Annotated in this window: 20 protein-coding genes; 10 read left to right on the top strand and 10 right to left on the bottom strand. The window is 27.0% G+C overall.

Features of this window, described 5'->3' with window-relative positions:
• Positions 1-786, top strand: a complete 786-nt coding sequence (lpxI, locus tag ACTTAX_RS01890) for a UDP-2,3-diacylglucosamine diphosphatase LpxI domain-containing protein (RefSeq protein ID WP_440692408.1) — start codon at positions 1-3, stop codon at positions 784-786.
• The gene (lpxB, locus tag ACTTAX_RS01885) at positions 783-1916 is read left to right on the top strand and encodes a lipid-A-disaccharide synthase (RefSeq protein WP_440692406.1); all 1134 of its coding nucleotides are present in this window, start codon (positions 783-785) and stop codon (positions 1914-1916) included. The genes lpxI and lpxB overlap by 4 nt, the downstream gene beginning before the upstream one ends.
• Here lpxB and gltX read toward each other — a convergent pair.
• From gltX to ACTTAX_RS01850, 7 genes are all read right to left on the bottom strand, one after another.
• Entirely contained in the window at positions 1896-3293 is a 1398-nt protein-coding gene (gltX, locus tag ACTTAX_RS01880; protein ID WP_440692404.1) for a glutamate--tRNA ligase, read from the bottom strand. The two genes, lpxB and gltX, sit on opposite strands and share 21 nt — an antisense overlap.
• Positions 3294-3315: 22 nt before the next feature.
• Positions 3316-3993: a transcriptional repressor LexA gene (lexA, locus tag ACTTAX_RS01875; protein ID WP_262589277.1), complete on the bottom strand. Its 678-nt coding sequence runs from the start codon at positions 3991-3993 to the stop codon at positions 3316-3318.
• Positions 3994-4082: 89 nt separating this feature from the next.
• Complete coding sequence (locus ACTTAX_RS01870) at positions 4083-4874, bottom strand: indole-3-glycerol phosphate synthase TrpC (protein ID WP_440692402.1); 792 nt, start codon at positions 4872-4874, stop codon at positions 4083-4085.
• Complete coding sequence (gene trpD, locus ACTTAX_RS01865; RefSeq protein ID WP_440692400.1) at positions 4867-5859, bottom strand: anthranilate phosphoribosyltransferase; 993 nt, start codon at positions 5857-5859, stop codon at positions 4867-4869. The genes ACTTAX_RS01870 and trpD overlap by 8 nt, the downstream gene beginning before the upstream one ends.
• 4 nt (positions 5860-5863) lie before the next feature.
• Positions 5864-6430, bottom strand: coding sequence for an anthranilate synthase component II (locus ACTTAX_RS01860; RefSeq protein ID WP_440614431.1), 567 nt, complete (start codon positions 6428-6430; stop codon positions 5864-5866).
• Complete coding sequence (gene trpE / locus ACTTAX_RS01855) at positions 6430-7887, bottom strand: anthranilate synthase component I (protein WP_440693743.1); 1458 nt, start codon at positions 7885-7887, stop codon at positions 6430-6432. The genes ACTTAX_RS01860 and trpE overlap by 1 nt, the downstream gene beginning before the upstream one ends.
• Complete coding sequence (locus ACTTAX_RS01850) at positions 7887-9308, bottom strand: SurA N-terminal domain-containing protein (protein WP_440692399.1); 1422 nt, start codon at positions 9306-9308, stop codon at positions 7887-7889. The genes trpE and ACTTAX_RS01850 overlap by 1 nt, the downstream gene beginning before the upstream one ends.
• 69 nt (positions 9309-9377) lie before the next feature.
• Between ACTTAX_RS01850 and tpiA the strand changes: the two genes are divergently transcribed.
• Genes tpiA through ACTTAX_RS01810 form a run of 8 tightly spaced genes read left to right on the top strand, consistent with a single transcriptional unit; the run spans position 9378 to position 15790 of the window.
• Positions 9378-10103, top strand: coding sequence for a triose-phosphate isomerase (tpiA, locus tag ACTTAX_RS01845; protein ID WP_440692397.1), 726 nt, complete (start codon positions 9378-9380; stop codon positions 10101-10103).
• A 6-nt stretch (positions 10104-10109) separates the two neighbouring features.
• The gene (gene secG / locus ACTTAX_RS01840) at positions 10110-10409 is read left to right on the top strand and encodes a preprotein translocase subunit SecG (RefSeq protein ID WP_075506676.1); all 300 of its coding nucleotides are present in this window, start codon (positions 10110-10112) and stop codon (positions 10407-10409) included.
• A gap of 44 nt (positions 10410-10453) precedes the next feature.
• On the top strand, positions 10454-12070 hold the full coding sequence (locus ACTTAX_RS01835) for a CTP synthase (protein WP_440692395.1): 1617 nt from the start codon (positions 10454-10456) through the stop codon (positions 12068-12070).
• Positions 12067-12888: a 3-deoxy-8-phosphooctulonate synthase gene (gene kdsA / locus ACTTAX_RS01830; RefSeq protein WP_440692393.1), complete on the top strand. Its 822-nt coding sequence runs from the start codon at positions 12067-12069 to the stop codon at positions 12886-12888. Before ACTTAX_RS01835 ends, kdsA begins: the two co-directional genes overlap by 4 nt.
• Positions 12885-14141 (top strand): phosphopyruvate hydratase, encoded by a 1257-nt coding sequence (gene eno / locus ACTTAX_RS01825; protein ID WP_440692391.1) that lies wholly within the window; start codon positions 12885-12887, stop codon positions 14139-14141. Before kdsA ends, eno begins: the two co-directional genes overlap by 4 nt.
• Positions 14141-14443 carry an FtsB family cell division protein gene (locus ACTTAX_RS01820; RefSeq protein ID WP_440692390.1) on the top strand — a complete coding sequence of 101 codons (303 nt, stop codon included), beginning with the start codon at positions 14141-14143 and terminating at the stop codon, positions 14441-14443. Before eno ends, ACTTAX_RS01820 begins: the two co-directional genes overlap by 1 nt.
• Entirely contained in the window at positions 14433-15353 is a 921-nt protein-coding gene (gene lipA, locus ACTTAX_RS01815) for a lipoyl synthase (RefSeq protein WP_440692388.1), read from the top strand. Before ACTTAX_RS01820 ends, lipA begins: the two co-directional genes overlap by 11 nt.
• On the top strand, positions 15353-15790 hold the full coding sequence (locus tag ACTTAX_RS01810) for a type II toxin-antitoxin system RatA family toxin (RefSeq protein ID WP_440692386.1): 438 nt from the start codon (positions 15353-15355) through the stop codon (positions 15788-15790). Before lipA ends, ACTTAX_RS01810 begins: the two co-directional genes overlap by 1 nt.
• On the opposite strand, the gene ACTTAX_RS01805 is transcribed toward ACTTAX_RS01810, so the two are convergent.
• The 3 genes from ACTTAX_RS01805 to ispF are packed head-to-tail and all read right to left on the bottom strand — an operon-like array spanning position 15787 to position 17842.
• Entirely contained in the window at positions 15787-16254 is a 468-nt protein-coding gene (locus tag ACTTAX_RS01805) for a CinA family protein (protein WP_440692384.1), read from the bottom strand. The two genes, ACTTAX_RS01810 and ACTTAX_RS01805, sit on opposite strands and share 4 nt — an antisense overlap.
• Positions 16254-16745: a phosphatidylglycerophosphatase A family protein gene (locus tag ACTTAX_RS01800; RefSeq protein WP_440692382.1), complete on the bottom strand. Its 492-nt coding sequence runs from the start codon at positions 16743-16745 to the stop codon at positions 16254-16256. The genes ACTTAX_RS01805 and ACTTAX_RS01800 overlap by 1 nt, the downstream gene beginning before the upstream one ends.
• A complete protein-coding gene (gene ispF / locus ACTTAX_RS01795) occupies positions 16742-17842 on the bottom strand; it encodes a 2-C-methyl-D-erythritol 2,4-cyclodiphosphate synthase (protein ID WP_440692380.1) in 1101 nt (366 codons plus the stop codon). The genes ACTTAX_RS01800 and ispF overlap by 4 nt, the downstream gene beginning before the upstream one ends.
• Position 17843: the final 1 nt, after the last annotated feature.

Genomic DNA, 17843 nt, shown 5'->3' with positions numbered 1-17843 from the left:
ATGATTGGTTTATTTTTAGGTGATACAGATTTTTCTGAAATAGTTTTAAATAAAATAAAAAAATTAAAAAAAAAATATTTTATTATCGATTTTTCAAAAACTAATAAATTTCATAAAGATAAAAACTCTCACAGAATCAGTATTGGAAAATTTGGAAAAATAATAAATTTAATTAAAAATAAAAATTGTAAAAAAGTTTTATTTGCTGGCAAAATAGCTAAACCTAATTTTACTTCTCTTAGATTAGATTTAAAAGGTATATACTATATGCCAAGTGTAATTAGGGCATCCAAAATTGGTGATGCTGCAATTATAAAATCTATAATTAAGATCCTTGCAAATGAAGATATTAAAGTTATTAGCTCGATATATTTTAATCCAGATTTATCTCTTAAAAAGGGAAATTATACAAAAAACAAGCCTAATAAGAATGATAATAGCTCAATTAAAAAAGCTAAAAATTATTTCAATAAAATTAATAGTTTAGATCATATCCAGGCTTTAGTTGTCAAAGATGAAAAAATAATTGCAAAAGAGGGAAGGCAAGGTACAAAAAAAATGCTTTCAAAGTTAAAGAAAAATTCAAAAGGTATATTAATAAAATTACCCAAAAATAAACAAGATTTAAGAATGGATTTACCAACTGTTGGTTTACAAACTTTAAAAGATATTAAAAAATATGGATTAAAGGGTCTCGTTTTAAAATCTAAAAAGAATATTTTTCTAGACAAAAAGGAAGCGATTCATTTTGCAAATAAAAATAAAATTTTTATTAAAGTGATATGAAAAAAATCTTTGTATTAACAGGCGAACCATCTGGAGATAAGCTAGCATCAACTTTAATTTCAAAATTAAAATTAGAATATCCAGAAATCGAGTATTTATCAGTGGGTGGTACTCATCTAAAGAATTTGGGAATCAAATCTATTTTTGATTTAAAAGAAATTACATATTTAGGATTTACAAGTGTATTGCTTAATATTTTTAAAATTAAATCAAAAATAAATAAAACTGTAGAAGAAATAGTAAAATTTAACCCTGATATATTGCTAAGCGTAGATAGTCCTGATTTTACCTTGAGAGTTGCTGAAAAAGTTAAAAAAATAAACAGCAACATTAAAACAATTCATTATGTAGCACCTCAAGTATGGGTGTGGCGAAAGAATAGAGTTAAAAAAATTAAAAAATTTATTGATCACATTCTTTTGCTGTTTGAATTTGAAAAAAAATACTTTGATGAAGAAAATATTAATAATACTTTTGTTGGCCATCCTCTAATAGAAAGAAATCAAAATAACAAAACTATTATTGACAATATTTTACCTAAAAATAAAAAAATAATATCTATATTTCCTGGTAGCAGAAATTCCGAAACTAATGTTTTGCTACCTATATTATTGAATTTTATTAAATTAATGAACAAAAAACATAATGAATATTTTTTTTATATTCATGCAACCGAAGAAAACAAAAGTTTAATTTTAGAACATGTAAAAAAATATAACTTTGACAATATAGATATTGTGTCTGAAGAAAATATTAAATCCGAAATTTTGTCTAAATCCATTTTTGCTGTTTCAAAATCTGGTACTGTTTCATTGCAAATTTGTAATTTTAATGTTCCATCAATTATTATTTATAAACTTAGTTTTATTAATTTTATGATTTTTAAAATGTTAGTTAATGTGAAATTTGCAAATATTATAAATATAATTAATAATCGTGAGGTAATTCCTGAATTACTTCAAAAAGAATGTAATGCAGATGAAATATATAGGTCTGTTATTTATTTACTTAAAAACCCCGAGTTGATGAAAAAACAAGTGAGTGAGTGTTCCAAAACTTTAGAGGGCATCAGGTCTAAAACTTCATCTGCAGGTGAGGCAAGTTCTATTTTAATTAAGTATCTTTCTTAATCTTTTCTCAACATCTGCTTTACCTAAAGATATAACAATGTCATATAGACCTGGTCCAAACTTAGATCCTGTTAGAGCCACTCTTAAAGGTTGACCTACACCTTTGAAATTTGTTTCATGTTTTTTTATCAAGTTGTTGACTATTGGCTCTAAATTATCTCTAGTTAAACTTTCTAAGTTTTTAATTTCATCTTGAAATTCATTAATTATTTTTTTGGATTTATCGTCAATTAGTTTTAAATCATTTTCATTAAAATTAACTTCATCATTAATGATATATTTTGCATTATTAAATATTTCTTCTAGTGTTTTCGCTTTATTTTTCAAAAATCCTAAAGATGATTTTATTTTCGATGCTTTTTCTGTATTAATTTTATCTTTATATTCTTCACAGTATCTCAAAAGATGATCATACAGATCATTTTCATCAATATTTTTGATATAGTACTCATTCATTGACAAAATACGGCTCATATCTAATTTTGATGGTGATTTTCCAATACCTTCTAAGTTAAAAAATTTTATACTTTCCTCTAGAGTAAATATTTCTTTGTCTTGATACGACCATCCTAGTCTTAGTAAATAATTTCTTAATGCGTCAGGCATAATTCCAATTTTTGAATAGTCATCCAATGTTGAAGCATTATCTCTCTTAGATAATTTTTTACCCTCTATTGTGTGAATTAAAGGAATATGGGCAAACAGTGGAACATCCCATTTCATTGCTTCATAAATTTGTATTTGTTTAAAGGTATTTATTTTATGGTCATCACCCCTAATTATATGCGTCATTCCCATTTCATGATCATCTACAGTTGCTGATAAATTATAAGTTGGTGTTCCATCATTTCTTAATATTACAAAATCTTCAATTGTACTATTTTCGATTTCAACCTCGCCCTGAACTAAATCTTTAAGAATTGAACTTCCTTCAATTTTACTTTTAAATCTAATTACAGGTTTAATTTCTTTAGGAGCGTCTTTTTCTTCTGCATCTCTCCATTTTCTGTTGTAAATATAAGGTATTTTCTTTTGTCTAGCTCTTTTTTTTTGCTCTTCTATCTCTTCAGGTGAACAGTAACATTTATAGGCATACCCATTTTTTAATAATTCATGTGCAATTTTTACATGATCATCAATTTTTGTTGACTGAATATATTCTTCACCATCATGTTTTATCCCTAACCAATTTAAGGATTTAATTATTTGAATTTTGTGTTCTTCTTTCGATCTTTCCTTGTCAGTATCTTCAATTCTTAAATGAAAAGTGCCTTTTTGATTTTTTGAATATAACCAATTAAACAAGGCAGTTCTAACACCACCTATATGAAGAGCCCCAGTAGGAGAGGGAGCAAAACGAGTTGCTACTTTTGACATCAGAGATATTTAGACTATTTTTTTAGAAGTTTCTATATAAAGATACTAAAACACCCTGAACTTTTACTCTATCAGGGCCAAATATTTTAGTTTCATAGTTTCTATTTGCACTTTCCAATGCAACAACTTTACCTTTTTTACGAATTCTTTTTAACATTGCTTCATGTTCATCGATTAATGCGACTACAATTTTTCCATTATCTGCTGTATCTGTTCTTTTAATTATAACCGTGTCTCCTTCGTGGATTCCAGCTTCAATCATTGAGTCACCTTGAACTTTCAATCCAAAATAATCTCCATTTTTTTCTAAATTATTTGGTAATGGTATTCTTGAAACTTCATTTTGTATTGCTTCAACAGGAGTACCTGCAGCAATTTTTCCTAATACTGGAACTTCCATTTCATCAGAATTGTTAATTTCTTCGTCTAAACCACCCTTTATAACGCTTGGCGAAAAGCTATTGTAAATATCATTTGCTGAAGCTGTTTCAGGTAATTTTACTACCTCTAAAGCTCTCGCTTTATGAGCTAATCTTTTAATAAATCCTCTTTCTTCTAAGGCGCTAATCAATCTATGAATACCTGACTTTGATTTTAAGTTTAGAGATTGTTTCATCTCTTCGTAAGAAGGAGATACACCAGAACTTCTCAACTTCTTGTTGATAAATAAAAGCAGGTTTTTTTGTTTTTTTGTTAGCATAAGAACAAATATCGTACAAAAGATGTTCTATAAAAGTTCTTTTGTTTTAACAATACTAAAAAAAGTCAGTAAAATAGGGCTTAAATTGACTACAAAACTGAAAAAATTGAATTTTCATCCAATTTTTTCAAAAGTGATTCACCAATTAAAAAAGTATTAATTGAAGTCTTGCTGTTTAATTCTAATAATTCTTCTTTAGATTTAATACCACTCTCAGAGATTAGAGGTCCTTTATGGTTTTTAACAACATTATAGATATCATAGGTTGTATTTATATCTGTTTTAAGTGTTTTTAAGTTTCTGTTGTTAATACCAATTAGTGCATCTTTAAAATTTAATGCTTTTTGAGCCTCTTCAATAGTATGCACTTCTACTATTACCGACATATCTAATTTCAACGCTTCTTGATATAAGTTGTTTGCAAGTTCATCTGATACACCAGCTAAAATAATCAGAATTGCATCTGCACCATAACTTTTGGCAAGTGGTACTTGAAAAGTATCAATAAAAAAATCTTTACATAATATCGGTAAATTAACCTTATCTTTTATTTTGCTTATATGGATTAAATTTCCTAAAAAATAATCTTCTTCAGTTAAAACTGATAAACAAGTAGCATTATTTTTTAAATAAATATTAGCAATTTCTACTGGATTGTAGTCTTCAATTATAACACCTGCAGAAGGACTTGCTTTTTTTATTTCAGCAATAATTGAGGTTTTATTTTCTTTTAAATTATTTTCAATTTTATCTTTAAAATTTATGTATGATTTATTTTTTTGTATTAATTCATCTAATTTTTTAAGATCTATTGATTTTTTTAGATTATCAATTTTTTCGATTTTTTTTTTAATTATATTTTCTAAAACGTTTTCAGACATTTTGTATTTGTTCCAAATGTAAAAAAGTTTTACCAGAAAGAATGAATTGTCTTGCGTGATTATAGGCCTCTTTAAAATCAACAAACTTTTCTGCAACGATTAAACCAGCTGCAGCATTTAAACAAACTGCTTTTGAAAAATCATTATCTTTACCTTTAAATATTTCAATCATTTTATCTGCATTAAATTTTGCATCATTACCAATTAAATTCTCAAATTTTTCTGCATTTACACCAATTGAATTAGGATCAACCAAGATTTCAGATATTTCTCCATTCTTCAATTGTATAATATTTGTTTTTGCATAAGGTGATATTTCATCTAATCCATCTTCGCTGTTTACTATCCATGCAAATTTTATATTTAAATTTTTTAATCCCTCTGCAAAAATTTTTAATAATTTTTTATCAAATACTCCAACAACCTGTCTTTCTACTAGAGCGGGATTGCTTAAAGGACCAATCATGTTGAATATAGTTCTTTTACCAATTTTCTTTCTTACAGGACCTACAAATTTCATAGCACTATGATAATTTGGAGCAAACATAAAACCAAAATTATTATTGCTTATCTCTTGTTCAATTTCCTCCGGCTCTAAATCAATTTTAATATTAAGAGCCTCCAACACATCTCCAGATCCACATTTTGAAGATACAGCTTTATTGCCGTGTTTTGCAACTTTTATACCCATACCAGCTAAAAGTAAGGCTGATGCAGTTGATATATTAACAGTGTTCATACCGTCACCACCTGTACCGCATGTATCTATGCAATCTTGAACGTTTACTCTTTTAGATTTTTCTCTAAGCACATAAACACCTCCAGCAATTTCATCTGCAACTTCTCCTTTTTCAGACAGAAGTGTTAAAAAATTATAGATTTGATCCTCATCAGCTTTACCAGTCATTAAAATTTCAAATGCTGATTTACTCTCTTCAAAGGTTAAATTTTCTTTATTTTTAAGTTTTTCTAAAATCTTTTCCATAAAATTAATAATTTATAAAATTTTTTAAAATTTTAATTCCCATCTTAGTTTTAATACTTTCTGGATGAAATTGTACACCATGAATATTAAATTGCTTATGTTGGATAGCCATAATTACCCCATCATCAGTTTCAGCTGTAATCTCTAAATCTTTCGAAAGAGTTTTTTTATCAATAATTAAGCTATGATATCTTGTAGCTTCAAAGGTACGAGGTAGATTTTTTAAAATCCCAATTTTTTGTGACTTAATTTTGCTAGTTTTTCCGTGCATTAATTTTTTTGCTTGAATAATTTTAGATCCAAAAACTTGACCTATAATTTGATGTCCAAGACAAACACCTAAAAAGGGCAATTTTTTATGTAATGATTTTAAAATGCTTATACAATTACCAGATTGATTTGGATTTCCAGGTCCAGGTGAAATAACAATTTTATCATATTTTTTTCTTAATATTTCTTTAGAGTTAATTTTATCATTTCTTATGACATCAACTTTTACATCTAATGAAGAAATGTAATGATAAAGATTAAATGTAAAACTATCATAATTATCTATTAATAATATTTTCATTATCTTAAAGCATTTATCAAAGCTTTCGCCTTGTTCACTGTTTCATCATATTCGTTTGTAGGCTTACTATCAGCCACGATACCTGCTCCAGCTTGTACATAGAATTTTTTATTTTTGGCTACAGCTGTTCTTAATGCAATACAAGTATCAAATTCACCATTAGCAGAAAAGTATCCAATTCCACCAGCGTAAACTTTCCTTTTCGATGTTTCTAATTCATCAATAATTTCCATTGCTCTTATTTTAGGAGCACCAGAAACAGTACCAGCAGGAAACCCTGCCAACAGTGATTTAAATTTTGAAAACTTTTTATTATACTCTCCAACTACATTGGAAACTATATGCATTACATGAGAGTACCTCTCAATTATGAAACTCTCAGTTACCTTTACAGTATTTATTTTTGATACTTTACCAGCATCATTTCTTCCTAGATCTAAAAGCATTAAATGTTCAGAAAGTTCCTTTTTGTCTTTAAGAAGGTCTTTTTCATAAAAAAGATCTTCTTTTTTGTTTTTTCCTCTTGGTCTAGTACCTGCTATTGGTCTAACTGTAATTTTATTATCTCTTAGTCTTACTAAAATTTCTGGACTTGCCCCAATAATTTGGAAGTCATTAAAATTGAAGTAAAACATAAAAGGAGAGGGGTTAGTTAATCTAAGTTTTTTGTAAATTTCTAAAGGTTTTTTTGTTAATTTTGCTTCAAATCTTTGACTTAAAACAACTTGAAAAATATCACCAAGTTTAATGTATTTTTTAGCTTTATTAACCATTGCAAGAAATTTATTTTTAGATGTGTTTGATTTAACTTTAATTTTTTTTTCTTTTAATACTCTTTTTGTATCAATATTTTTGATCGATGATTGAATTAATAGTTTAAATAGATCAGTTTTTATAGAGTCATACTTTTTTTGATAATTTTTAATTTTTTCATCATTAAAAACATTACTTATATAAAATATTTCTTTTTTTAAATTATCATGAATAACCAAGGTTCTTGGTCTCATCAATCTTACATCAGGTAAATTAAGATCATTTTTACATGAGTTAGGAATTTTTTCTATGTACCTAATAGAGTCGTATGAAAAATAACCTGAAATTAGCGAACAAATCTTAGGTAAATTCTTAGGTGTATCAAATTTAAAATTTTCAATAATTTTTTCTATTAACTCGTCTGGTTTATCTTTAAGAATGATTTTTTTATTATCAGTGATTAAATATGACTTTTGGTTGTTGAACTCCCATATCTTATCAGGATCTTTACCAAAAATTGTGTATCTACCTTTAATTTTTCCTTTTTCAACAGACTCAAATATAAAACTATTTTTTTCCTCTAAAAAATTATCAATTAAATTTATGACTTCATCATCAGAATTTACTTTTTTAGAAGTGTATATAATCTGATTTTTTTTGCTTCTATGTCGAAACTTAAAATCTTTGAAGCTTCGATTAATTATCATTTGAAATAGTTTTTAATTCTATCAATAGTTTTTTGATTCAATTGAACCTGATATTTATTATTCAACAGGGTATCGTAAGATTGTAAAATACTTTTTCTGTTGTTTGTATTTTGTGAATTTACAAATCCTTTATATTCCTCACCTTGTTTATTTATAGTATTTTTATTTATATCTTTTATTTTGACTAAAAATATTTGATTATTAGTATTGTTTACTAAAGCAAAAGAATTTTGAGGTAATGAGTAGAGCATTTTAATTGAATTTACTTCAAACAGCCCATCATCACTAATTGAATTAATTGATCCAGTTTGGATTTTACCTGAACTTAACTCTATAAATTTACTTTCATTAAATACATCATTCTGTATTTCTTCAATTATTTTTCTATTGTAATCAAATTTACCTTTTTGATAAATAAGTTCTACAATTTCACTTTTTACTATCTCATCATTTAGATCTGGCGAACGATCATATTCATTCTCTATATTATAAAGAATATAATTATCGCCACTTTCAAATATATCTAATTTGTTTGATTTCTTAGAGTAAATTAACTTTTCGTTCGTACTAGTGTTTTCATCTGGAGCAAATTCATTGATATTATTCACATCCACATTTATGTTTTCGATGATTGAACTAAAACTTTCATTTTGAGAAATTTTATTTTCTATTGAATCAATTTCGTTAAAAAAATCTTGATTAAATTCATCAATTCCAATTAAATTTTTTGGATTTAAAACTACATATTTGAAGTCAATATATTCTCTTTTTAATTGATCTTTATTTTCTTCAATAAATGTGTTGATTTCATCTGATGTATAATCATCTTTAATCTTATATAAATTTTCCATATCGAAGTATTCAATAGATAATGATTTATTGTTTTCTTCAAATTTACTTTCTATTAAAAATTCAGGGGTAACAGTACCTGCACCAATAAAATCAAATAAGTGTTTCTGTAAACCTTGATTTTTTAATTTTAACTCAAACAAAGGAGCAGACATATTATTTGAAAGTAAAAATTTTTCGTATTTAATTCTTTCAAAAGCACCATTCTCGTCTTTAAAATTTTTATTGTCTTTTAAATATTTTAAAATTGTCTTTTCGTTTATAGAAAGTTTAAAATCTTCAATCTCTAGATCAATTAAAGTTGTTGAAATAAGTCCTGATAGTAATTCTTCTATAATGTTGTTGTCTAAATTATTTCTTATTGCTTCTTGTGAAATTCCACTTTGATTAACATAGTCCATGAAATCTTGAGTGGTAACGTTAGTTTTATTTATTTTAGCAATATTATTTTGATTGTTAGTGCTAAAGCCTCCACCAAAACCTCCAAAGATAAAAGCAAAAGCAACAAAAGCCATCACCAAAAATCCTCCAGATTTTTTCCAACCTAAATTTTTTATAGTGTTAAACATAGTGTAAAATTTATTGATCTGTAAAAAACAAATCTATAGATTAAAAAGTCAATTAAGACAAATAAATATATGTATTTTATAGCTAATTGGAAAATGTTTGGTGATTTAAAAACCATAAATTCATTGGATAAAGTTATTAAATTTTCGAAAAGTTATAAAAAAAATAAGTTCAAACTAATTTATTGTCCTCCAAATACTCTAATACGTCCAATTTCAAAGAGACTTAGTAAAACTAATATTGAGGTTGGTGCACAAAATTCTCATCAAAGTTTAGATTATGGAGCTTTTACAGGTCAGGTTAATGCAAGAATGCTTAAAGGTGTTGGAGCTAAATATGTGATCTTGGGTCATTCCGAAAATAGAATAGCTGGAGAGGATGATAAGCTAATTAATCTTAAAATAAAAAATTCAATTAAGTCTGGTTTAAAAATTATTTTTTGTATTGGTGAAACTCTAAAACAAAAAAGAGATAAAAAAACTAATCAAGTTTTAAATAGTCAATTAAACAAAGGATTAAAATCTATCAAAAAAATTAATGATATAATTATTGCGTACGAACCAGTATGGTCAATTGGAACTGGTTTAATTCCTTCATCAGAGGAACTGTCTAAATCAATTAAATTTATAAAAAGTAAATTTGGAAAAAAATCTCCAAAAGTTTTATATGGAGGCTCTGTTAACAGTAAAAATATTGATCAATTAAAAATAATTCCTGACATAGATGGTTTTTTAATAGGTGGAGCATCACAAAATCCAAAGAAATTTATTGATATAATTAAAAAAACCATTAATTAGTCCCACATGGAAACATTATTACTTGTAATTAACATCATACTTGCATTTATTTTAGTTGTGCTTGTGCTACTTCAAAAATCAGAGGGTGGCGCTTTAGGTATTGGCGTTTCACAAGAAAATTTCATGCTATCGAGATCAGCTGGAAGTTTTATTACCAAAGCAACTGCAATAGTTGCAACTTTATTTATCATTTGTAGCTTAGCGCTGACAATAATTTCAAGAGCAGAATTAACGCCCACAGGATCAGTTTTGGACACAGTAGAAGAAAAAACTGAAGATACTCCATCAATTCCTGAAAATAATTAATTAATACTTCCTATTTCTTTTTTTATTAGCTATAAGATAATTCCATGGCGCGATATATATTTGTGACTGGCGGCGTGGTTTCATCCCTTGGAAAAGGTTTATCATCAGCATCACTAGCTTATCTTCTACAATCTCGAGGTTACAAAGTTAGACTTAGAAAATTAGATCCTTACTTAAATGTAGATCCTGGAACAATGAGCCCATTCCAGCATGGAGAGGTATTTGTAACAGATGATGGTGCTGAAACAGATTTAGATTTGGGTCACTATGAAAGATTTTCAGGAGTTACTGCAAAGAAAACAGATAATATTACTACAGGAAAAATTTATAGCGATGTTCTGAGGAAAGAAAGAAAAGGAGAATATCTTGGAAAGACAGTACAAGTTATTCCACATATAACTGATAGAATTAAAGAATTTATTAAATACGATACGTCAAAAGAAGATTTTGTAATTTGCGAAATAGGTGGAATTGTAGGAGATATTGAAAGCTTACCATTTGTTGAGGCTATAAGACAATTTTCAAATGATATTGGGAAAAAAAATGCTTTATTTATTCATTTAACTTTAGTTCCATATTTAAAAGCATCAGATGAAATAAAAACTAAACCAACACAACACTCCGTAAAAGAATTGAGAAGTATTGGTATTCAACCCGACATAATTATTTGTAGATCCGAAAGACCAATACCTTTAGAGCATCGAAAAAAAATATCTCTATTTTGTAATGTTGATATTAAAAATGTAATTGAAACAGTTGATGTAAAAACAATTTATGAAGCACCAATTAGTTTTGCCAAAGAAAAGTTGGATGTTCAAGTTTTAGATTACTTTAAAATAAAATCTAAAAAATCAAATAACTTAAATCCTTGGAAGAAAATTACCAAAATTACACTTAATACAAAAAAACAAGTTAATATTGCGATAATAGGTAAGTATGTAGAATTAAAAGATGCATATAAATCATTAGATGAAGCTTTAACTCATGGAGGAATTACAAACAACCTTAAGGTAAATTTAGTTAGAATTGATTCAGAAAAACTAAAAGTTTCTGAAATTAAAAGCAAACTTAAAAATGTTTCAGGTATTCTAATACCAGGAGGGTTTGGAAAAAGAGGAACTGAGGGAAAAATTGAAGCAATTAAATATTCAAGAATTAATAAAATACCATTCCTAGGTATTTGTTACGGTATGCAAATGGCAATAATAGAATTTGCTAGAAATAAATTAAAAATTAAAAAAGCAACTTCTTCTGAGTTTGATAAAGGTGGTGTTCATATAATTGGTTTAATGAATGAGTGGGAAAAAAGTGGAAAAAAAGTTAAAGGTACAGATAAAAATTTAGGTGGAACAATGAGACTTGGTTCTTATGATGCAATTTTAAAAGATAAATCTAAAATTAGAGATATCTATAAATCAAAATTAATCAAAGAAAGACACAGACATAGATATGAAGTGGATATTTCTTTTAAGGAAAAATTTGAGAAAAATGGACTAATATTTTCTGGTTTATCACCAGACAATAAACTTCCTGAGATAATTGAACTTAAAAATCATCCTTGGTTTATTGGAGTTCAGTTCCATCCTGAATTTAAATCTAGACCTTTATCTCCTCATCCTTTATTCTCTTCATTTATCAAAGCAGCAAAAAATCACAAATGAGTAGTATTACAGTTAATTGTGGGAACATAGAAATTTCAAACGACAAAAAAATTTGTATCATTGCTGGTCCATGTCAGCTTGAAACAGAGCAACATACAATGGATATGGCTGGAAAAATAAAAGAAATAACTTCCAAATATGGTCTAGGTTTTATTTATAAAACTTCTTTTGATAAAGCTAACCGAACAAGTTTAAAAGGTAAGAGGGGTGCTGGTTTGGAAGCTTCATTGCCTGTGTTTGACAAAATTAAAAAAGAATTAAATATTCCAATTTTGACTGACATTCATAATTCAGAGCAATGTTCAGTAGTTGCTAATCATGTTGATGTTTTACAAATTCCAGCTTTTCTTTGTAGGCAAACTGATCTTTTAATTGCTGCTGCAAAAACAAATAAAATTATAAATGTTAAAAAGGGTCAATTTTTAGCTCCTTGGGACATGGTAAATGTTACAAAAAAAATATCAGACTCAGGAAACTCAAATATTCTTGTTACTGAAAGAGGTGCAAGTTTTGGATACAACACTTTGGTTTCTGACATGAGATCTTTACCTATTATGGCCAAGAATGGTTATCCAGTTATTTTTGATGCAACGCATTCAGTTCAGCAACCTGGAGGACAAGGAGAGTCTTCTGGTGGTCAAAGAGAATTTGTTGAGTATCTTGCAAGAGCAGCTGTTGCAGTTGGGGTTGCTGGTGTATTTATAGAAACTCATCAAGATCCTGATAATGCACCATCTGATGGACCTAACATGGTTCCTCTAGATAAACTAGAAAATTTACTAAAACAGTTAACTGAAATTGATAAGCTTATTAAGTGAGTAAAATAACAAAAGTAAAAGCGCGGCAAGTTTTTGACAGTCGAGGAAATCCAACTGTAGAAGCTGAGGTTTATACAAATAATTTGAGTGCATCTGCTATATGCCCATCAGGTGCATCAACTGGAACTTATGAAGCTTTTGAAAAACGAGATAAAAATAATAAGAAGTATCTAGGTAAAGGTGTTTTAAAAGCTGTTGAATTAGTAAATTCAAAAATTTCAAAAAAATTAAAAGGCCAAAGCGTTCATAATCAAGAGAGAATTGATGCCTTATTAATTAATTTAGATGGCACGAGACAAAAAACCAATTTAGGTGCAAATGCTATGCTCGCAGTATCAATGTCTGTAAAAAAACTTTCTGCAAAAGTAAAAAAACTACCTTTGTATAAAACATTTTTTTTAAAAAATAATTTTCAATTACCTTATCCATTAATGAATATTATTAATGGTGGAGCCCATGCCAACAATGGTCTTAGAATTCAAGAATTTATGATAAGACCAGATAAAGCAAAAAGTTTCTCAGAAGCAATGAGGATTTGTTTTGTTGTAATTAAAAACCTAAGTAATTTAATAAAAAACAAAGGTTATTCTACATCAGTTGGTGATGAAGGTGGTTTTGCACCAATGATTAGTAGCAACAATCAGGCTCTAGATTTGATTGTCTCTGCAATTAAGAAATCTGGATTTGTTAATGGTAAAGATGTTTCAATTTGTTTGGATGTAGCTGCAAATGAACTATTAAAAAAAAATAAATATTCAATCCATTCAAAAAATTTTGTTTCTGTTGAAAAATCAATCAAAGAGTATCAAAAAATTATTAAGAAATATAAAATTAAATCTATAGAAGATCCTTTTGCAGAAAATGATTGGTTGGCTTGGAATAAATTAATGCGTTCTGTGAACAAAGTTCAGATTGTGGGAGATGATCTTTATGTTACAAATCTTGAGAGATTAAAAAAAGGATTTTTAAATATTTCATCTAATTCCATATTAATTAAACTTAATCAGATAGGCACTGTTTCTGAAACTCTAGATGTAATTAAATTTGCTCAAACTATTGGTTATAAAACAATAATTTCTCATAGATCTGGAGATAGTGAGGATACATTCATTGCTGATTTAGCAGTTGGAACAAATTCTAATCAAATTAAAACAGGATCTTTAGCACGTTCAGAAAGAGTTGCTAAATACAATCAATTAATTCGTATTGAAGAAGAACTTGGAAATAAGGCAAGAATGAATAAAATCAATTAATGTTAAGATTAATAAAAAGAAATTATTTTTTATTAACATCAATTTTTTTAATATTTTATTTTATATTTAATTTAGTTTCTGGAGAAAGAGGGCTTTTTTCGTATTTTGAAAAAAAAGAACTTTTGTCTGACTTGAAAAAAGAAGAGATATTATTAATTAAGAAAATAGAGGATACAGATCATAAAAATTCTCTATTAAGTACAAATCTAGATTTAGACTATGTGGAAATATTAATTAGAGAAAGATTTTTATTTGGTAAAAAAGGTGAAACAATTTATTTAATTAAAAAAGATGAAAAGTAGACATCCTGAAAAAGAAAATAAGCCGATAAATCCAATTAAAAAAAAACCAGATTGGATTAGATCAAAGCTTACAAATAGCAAAGAATTTTTTTTAACGAAAACAATAGTTAATAATAATAATTTAGTAACTGTTTGTCAGGAAGCAAACTGTCCAAATATTACTGAGTGCTGGAGTAAGAGACACGCAACTTTTATGATAATGGGTGATACTTGTACAAGAGCATGTGCTTTCTGTGATGTTAAAACTGGTGTTCCAGGAAATTTAGATTCATTAGAACCAGTTAAAATTGCAGAAGCTGTAAAAAAGTTAAATTTAAAACATGTTGTAATAACTTCAGTTGATAGAGATGATTTAGACGACGGAGGTTCTGAACATTTTTATAATGTGATTAACCAAACAAGAAAATTAAATCCAAATACAACTATAGAAGTTTTAACACCAGATTTTTTAAGAAAAGGGGAAGCGTATAAAAAAGTTATTGAAGCCAAACCAGATGTTTTCAATCATAATATTGAGACTGTACCTAGTCTTTATTTAAAAGTAAGACCAGGATCAAGATATTTTGCATCCTTAGAACTTTTAAAAAATGCAAAGAAAATTGATAAAAATATTTTTACTAAATCTGGAATTATGGTTGGGTTAGGAGAAACAAGAGACGAAATATTGCAAGTTATGGATGATTTAAGAGCAGCTGATGTAGATTTTATAACTATCGGCCAGTACTTGCAGCCATCAACAAAACATTTTCCATTAGATAGATATTATACCCCAAAAGAATTTGATGATTTAGGAACTATAGCAAAAGCTAAGGGATTTTTATTAGTTTCCTCATCACCTTTAACAAGATCTTCTTATCATGCCGACGAGGATTTTGCTAAGTTACAACAAAACAGAATAAAAAGTAATTAATGCCTAAAGCATCAGTTACACGTCACATCTCACGTGATAAACAAACATTAATTGATTTTGTTTTAGATATTGAAAAGTATCCTGAATTCATTCCATTTTGCATAGACTCAAAAGTTTATGAAAACAATGACGAGGGAGATGTAAAAAAAATAATTGCTGATCTGACCATTGGTAAAAGACCTTTTATAGATACTTATAAAAGCGATGTAAGATATGATAAAAAAAATGACTCTATTCATGTAACTAATATTGATGGTCCCTTAAAACATCTTGAAAATAATTGGAAATTTGTAGAAAAAGATAATTTAACAGAAGTTCAATTTGATGTTGATTTTGAAATTAAAAATAAGTTTTTGAATTTAATAATGGAAAAATCATTTCAATTTGGTTTAAATAAAATAGCTGATGCTTTTCAAAAAAGAGCTGAAAATCTTTAAGAAATAATTTTTGTAATTTTATTTAATACTTCTCTTACTGTATTTTTTTGAATAGTTGATCTGTTCCTAGATTTAAATTTATTTTCTAAAATTAATAAATATTTTCCTGTTTTAATCCCAATATAAACAAGTCCAACTGGTTTTAATTTTGATCCTCCTCCTGGCCCAGCTATACCAGTAATTGATACATTAATTTTGCTTTTAGAAATTTTAGATAAATTCTTTACCATTTCTTCACAGCATTCTTTGCTTACAGCGCCATATTTTTTAATGATATTTCTATTTACTTTTAAGATTTTGATTTTTGCTTCATTAGAGTAAGTAATTAAACCCATTTGAAAGTATTTTGATGAATTTGCTAGTTTAGTAAGATTGCTAGCCAACAAACCTCCTGTACAAGATTCAGCTACAGAAATTGTTAATTTTTTATCTATCAATTTTTTATGTAGTTTTTTTAAATTCATCAAAATATGAAACTAAATAAATAGACTACAACCATTGAGTAAAGACCTGCCATTATATCATCCATAATTATACCAAAATAATTTTTATAATTTTTATCGAAATAACTTACAGGAAATGGCTTTAAAATATCAAAAAATCTAAAAGATAATAAAGAAATAATATAATAAAATTCAATAGCAATATTGATTTGATTGGTTTGATTTAAATATAGCAAAAGTATCAAAGGCATTGATTGACCCAAAACTTCATCAATTACAATTTGTCTAGGATCTTTATTTTCAAATTCACTCTCTGTGTCTTTGACCGCATAAAAAGAGTAAAAAAACAAAATAATAAAAAATACTATCGAGAATTTTAAACTTGTATAATCAAGAATTTCATAAGCTATATAAATAAAGACTGTTGTGACAATCGATGCAACAGTACCAGGCATTTTCGTTAAGTATCCGTAGCCAAAAAAAGTTGAGATTAAAACATTAATTTTTTTCATTTTGATATTGAGCAAATTACTTCACAAGCAATTGCTTTTTCTTTTCCAATTAATCCAAGTTTCTCTGTCGTTTTGCCTTTTAAATTAATTAAATCTTTATTTAAATCTAGAAGATTTGAAAGCGAATTTAATATTTTATTTCTGTATTTTGATATTTTTGGTTTTTCACATATCAAATTAATATCTAAATTAATGATATGATAATTATTTGAATTTAATAACTTTATAATTGGTTTCAGCATTTTTGTAGATCTGATATTTTTAAACTTATTACTGTTATCTGGAAAAAAAGTTCCAATATCTTTTTTTCTCATTGCACCCAATATCGAGTCAATTATCGAATGAATAATTACATCGCCATCAGAGTGTCCTTTTAATCCTGAGTGATAAGGTATTTTAATACCTCCTAAATAAAGTTTTTTACCTTTAATTAATCTGTGAATATCAAATCCTACACCATAGTAGGTTTTTTTTTCTTTCATATCTTCTTTGAAAGTAATTTTAGTATTTAAATTTTCACCTTGAATAAATTTTACTTTAAGATTGTTTTCAATAAATATTGTTGCTTCGTCTGTGACTATTTTTTTTTGCTTTATTGATAAGTTATATAAATCTTTAAACTTAAAAGCCTGGGGGGTTTGCGTTAAAATAGAATTATCTCTGCTTAAATTGAATATTTGATTTTTAATTTTATACTTAATTGAATCTTTAGATTTGATTGCAGGTATTACTGCTTTATATTTTTTTAACGAAGTTATTAATTTATTTAATAGATTTATTGTAAAATTTGGTCTTGCTGCATCATGTATTAGTACATTGGTAGGTTTGTATTTTTTAATAAACTTTAAAGCAATCAATGAAGAGTCAGATCTTTCTTTTCCGCCAATGATAATTAAAACATTTTTTGGAAATTTTTCTTTAACCTCTTTTTTTTTATTAACTACAATTATTATTTTTTTGAAAAGTTTTGACTTTAAAGCCTTATCAACAGAGTGTTTGAATAAAGGTTTACCTTCATAAATATTATACTGTTTAGGTTTTTTTGAATTAAATCTTTTGCTTTGTCCTGAAGCTAGTATTATAAAATAGTTACTCATA

The sequence above is a fragment of the Candidatus Pelagibacter sp. HIMB1695 genome (assembly GCF_052047655.1).
Classification (GTDB): domain Bacteria; phylum Pseudomonadota; class Alphaproteobacteria; order Pelagibacterales; family Pelagibacteraceae; genus Pelagibacter.
The sequence above is the reverse complement of the archived record's forward strand: the minus strand, read 5'-3'. Positions and strand labels throughout refer to the sequence as shown.

What these genes read in the sequence shown, in the direction of transcription:
- lpxI (WP_440692408.1), top strand. Translation starts at nt 1, where the DNA reads ATGATTGGTTTATTTTTAGGTGATACAGATTTTTCTGAAATAGTTTTA.
- lpxB (WP_440692406.1), top strand. Translation starts at nt 783, where the DNA reads ATGAAAAAAATCTTTGTATTAACAGGCGAACCATCTGGAGATAAGCTA.
- gltX (WP_440692404.1), bottom strand. Translation starts at nt 3,293, where the DNA reads ATGTCAAAAGTAGCAACTCGTTTTGCTCCCTCTCCTACTGGGGCTCTT.
- lexA (WP_262589277.1), bottom strand. Translation starts at nt 3,993, where the DNA reads ATGCTAACAAAAAAACAAAAAAACCTGCTTTTATTTATCAACAAGAAG.
- ACTTAX_RS01870 (WP_440692402.1), bottom strand. Translation starts at nt 4,874, where the DNA reads ATGTCTGAAAACGTTTTAGAAAATATAATTAAAAAAAAAATCGAAAAA.
- trpD (WP_440692400.1), bottom strand. Translation starts at nt 5,859, where the DNA reads ATGGAAAAGATTTTAGAAAAACTTAAAAATAAAGAAAATTTAACCTTT.
- ACTTAX_RS01860 (WP_440614431.1), bottom strand. Translation starts at nt 6,430, where the DNA reads ATGAAAATATTATTAATAGATAATTATGATAGTTTTACATTTAATCTT.
- ACTTAX_RS01850 (WP_440692399.1), bottom strand. Translation starts at nt 9,308, where the DNA reads ATGTTTAACACTATAAAAAATTTAGGTTGGAAAAAATCTGGAGGATTT.
- tpiA (WP_440692397.1), top strand. Translation starts at nt 9,378, where the DNA reads ATGTATTTTATAGCTAATTGGAAAATGTTTGGTGATTTAAAAACCATA.
- secG (WP_075506676.1), top strand. Translation starts at nt 10,110, where the DNA reads ATGGAAACATTATTACTTGTAATTAACATCATACTTGCATTTATTTTA.
- ACTTAX_RS01835 (WP_440692395.1), top strand. Translation starts at nt 10,454, where the DNA reads ATGGCGCGATATATATTTGTGACTGGCGGCGTGGTTTCATCCCTTGGA.
- kdsA (WP_440692393.1), top strand. Translation starts at nt 12,067, where the DNA reads ATGAGTAGTATTACAGTTAATTGTGGGAACATAGAAATTTCAAACGAC.
- ACTTAX_RS01820 (WP_440692390.1), top strand. Translation starts at nt 14,141, where the DNA reads ATGTTAAGATTAATAAAAAGAAATTATTTTTTATTAACATCAATTTTT.
- lipA (WP_440692388.1), top strand. Translation starts at nt 14,433, where the DNA reads ATGAAAAGTAGACATCCTGAAAAAGAAAATAAGCCGATAAATCCAATT.
- ACTTAX_RS01810 (WP_440692386.1), top strand. Translation starts at nt 15,353, where the DNA reads ATGCCTAAAGCATCAGTTACACGTCACATCTCACGTGATAAACAAACA.
- ACTTAX_RS01805 (WP_440692384.1), bottom strand. Translation starts at nt 16,254, where the DNA reads ATGAATTTAAAAAAACTACATAAAAAATTGATAGATAAAAAATTAACA.
- ACTTAX_RS01800 (WP_440692382.1), bottom strand. Translation starts at nt 16,745, where the DNA reads ATGAAAAAAATTAATGTTTTAATCTCAACTTTTTTTGGCTACGGATAC.
- ispF (WP_440692380.1), bottom strand. Translation starts at nt 17,842, where the DNA reads ATGAGTAACTATTTTATAATACTAGCTTCAGGACAAAGCAAAAGATTT.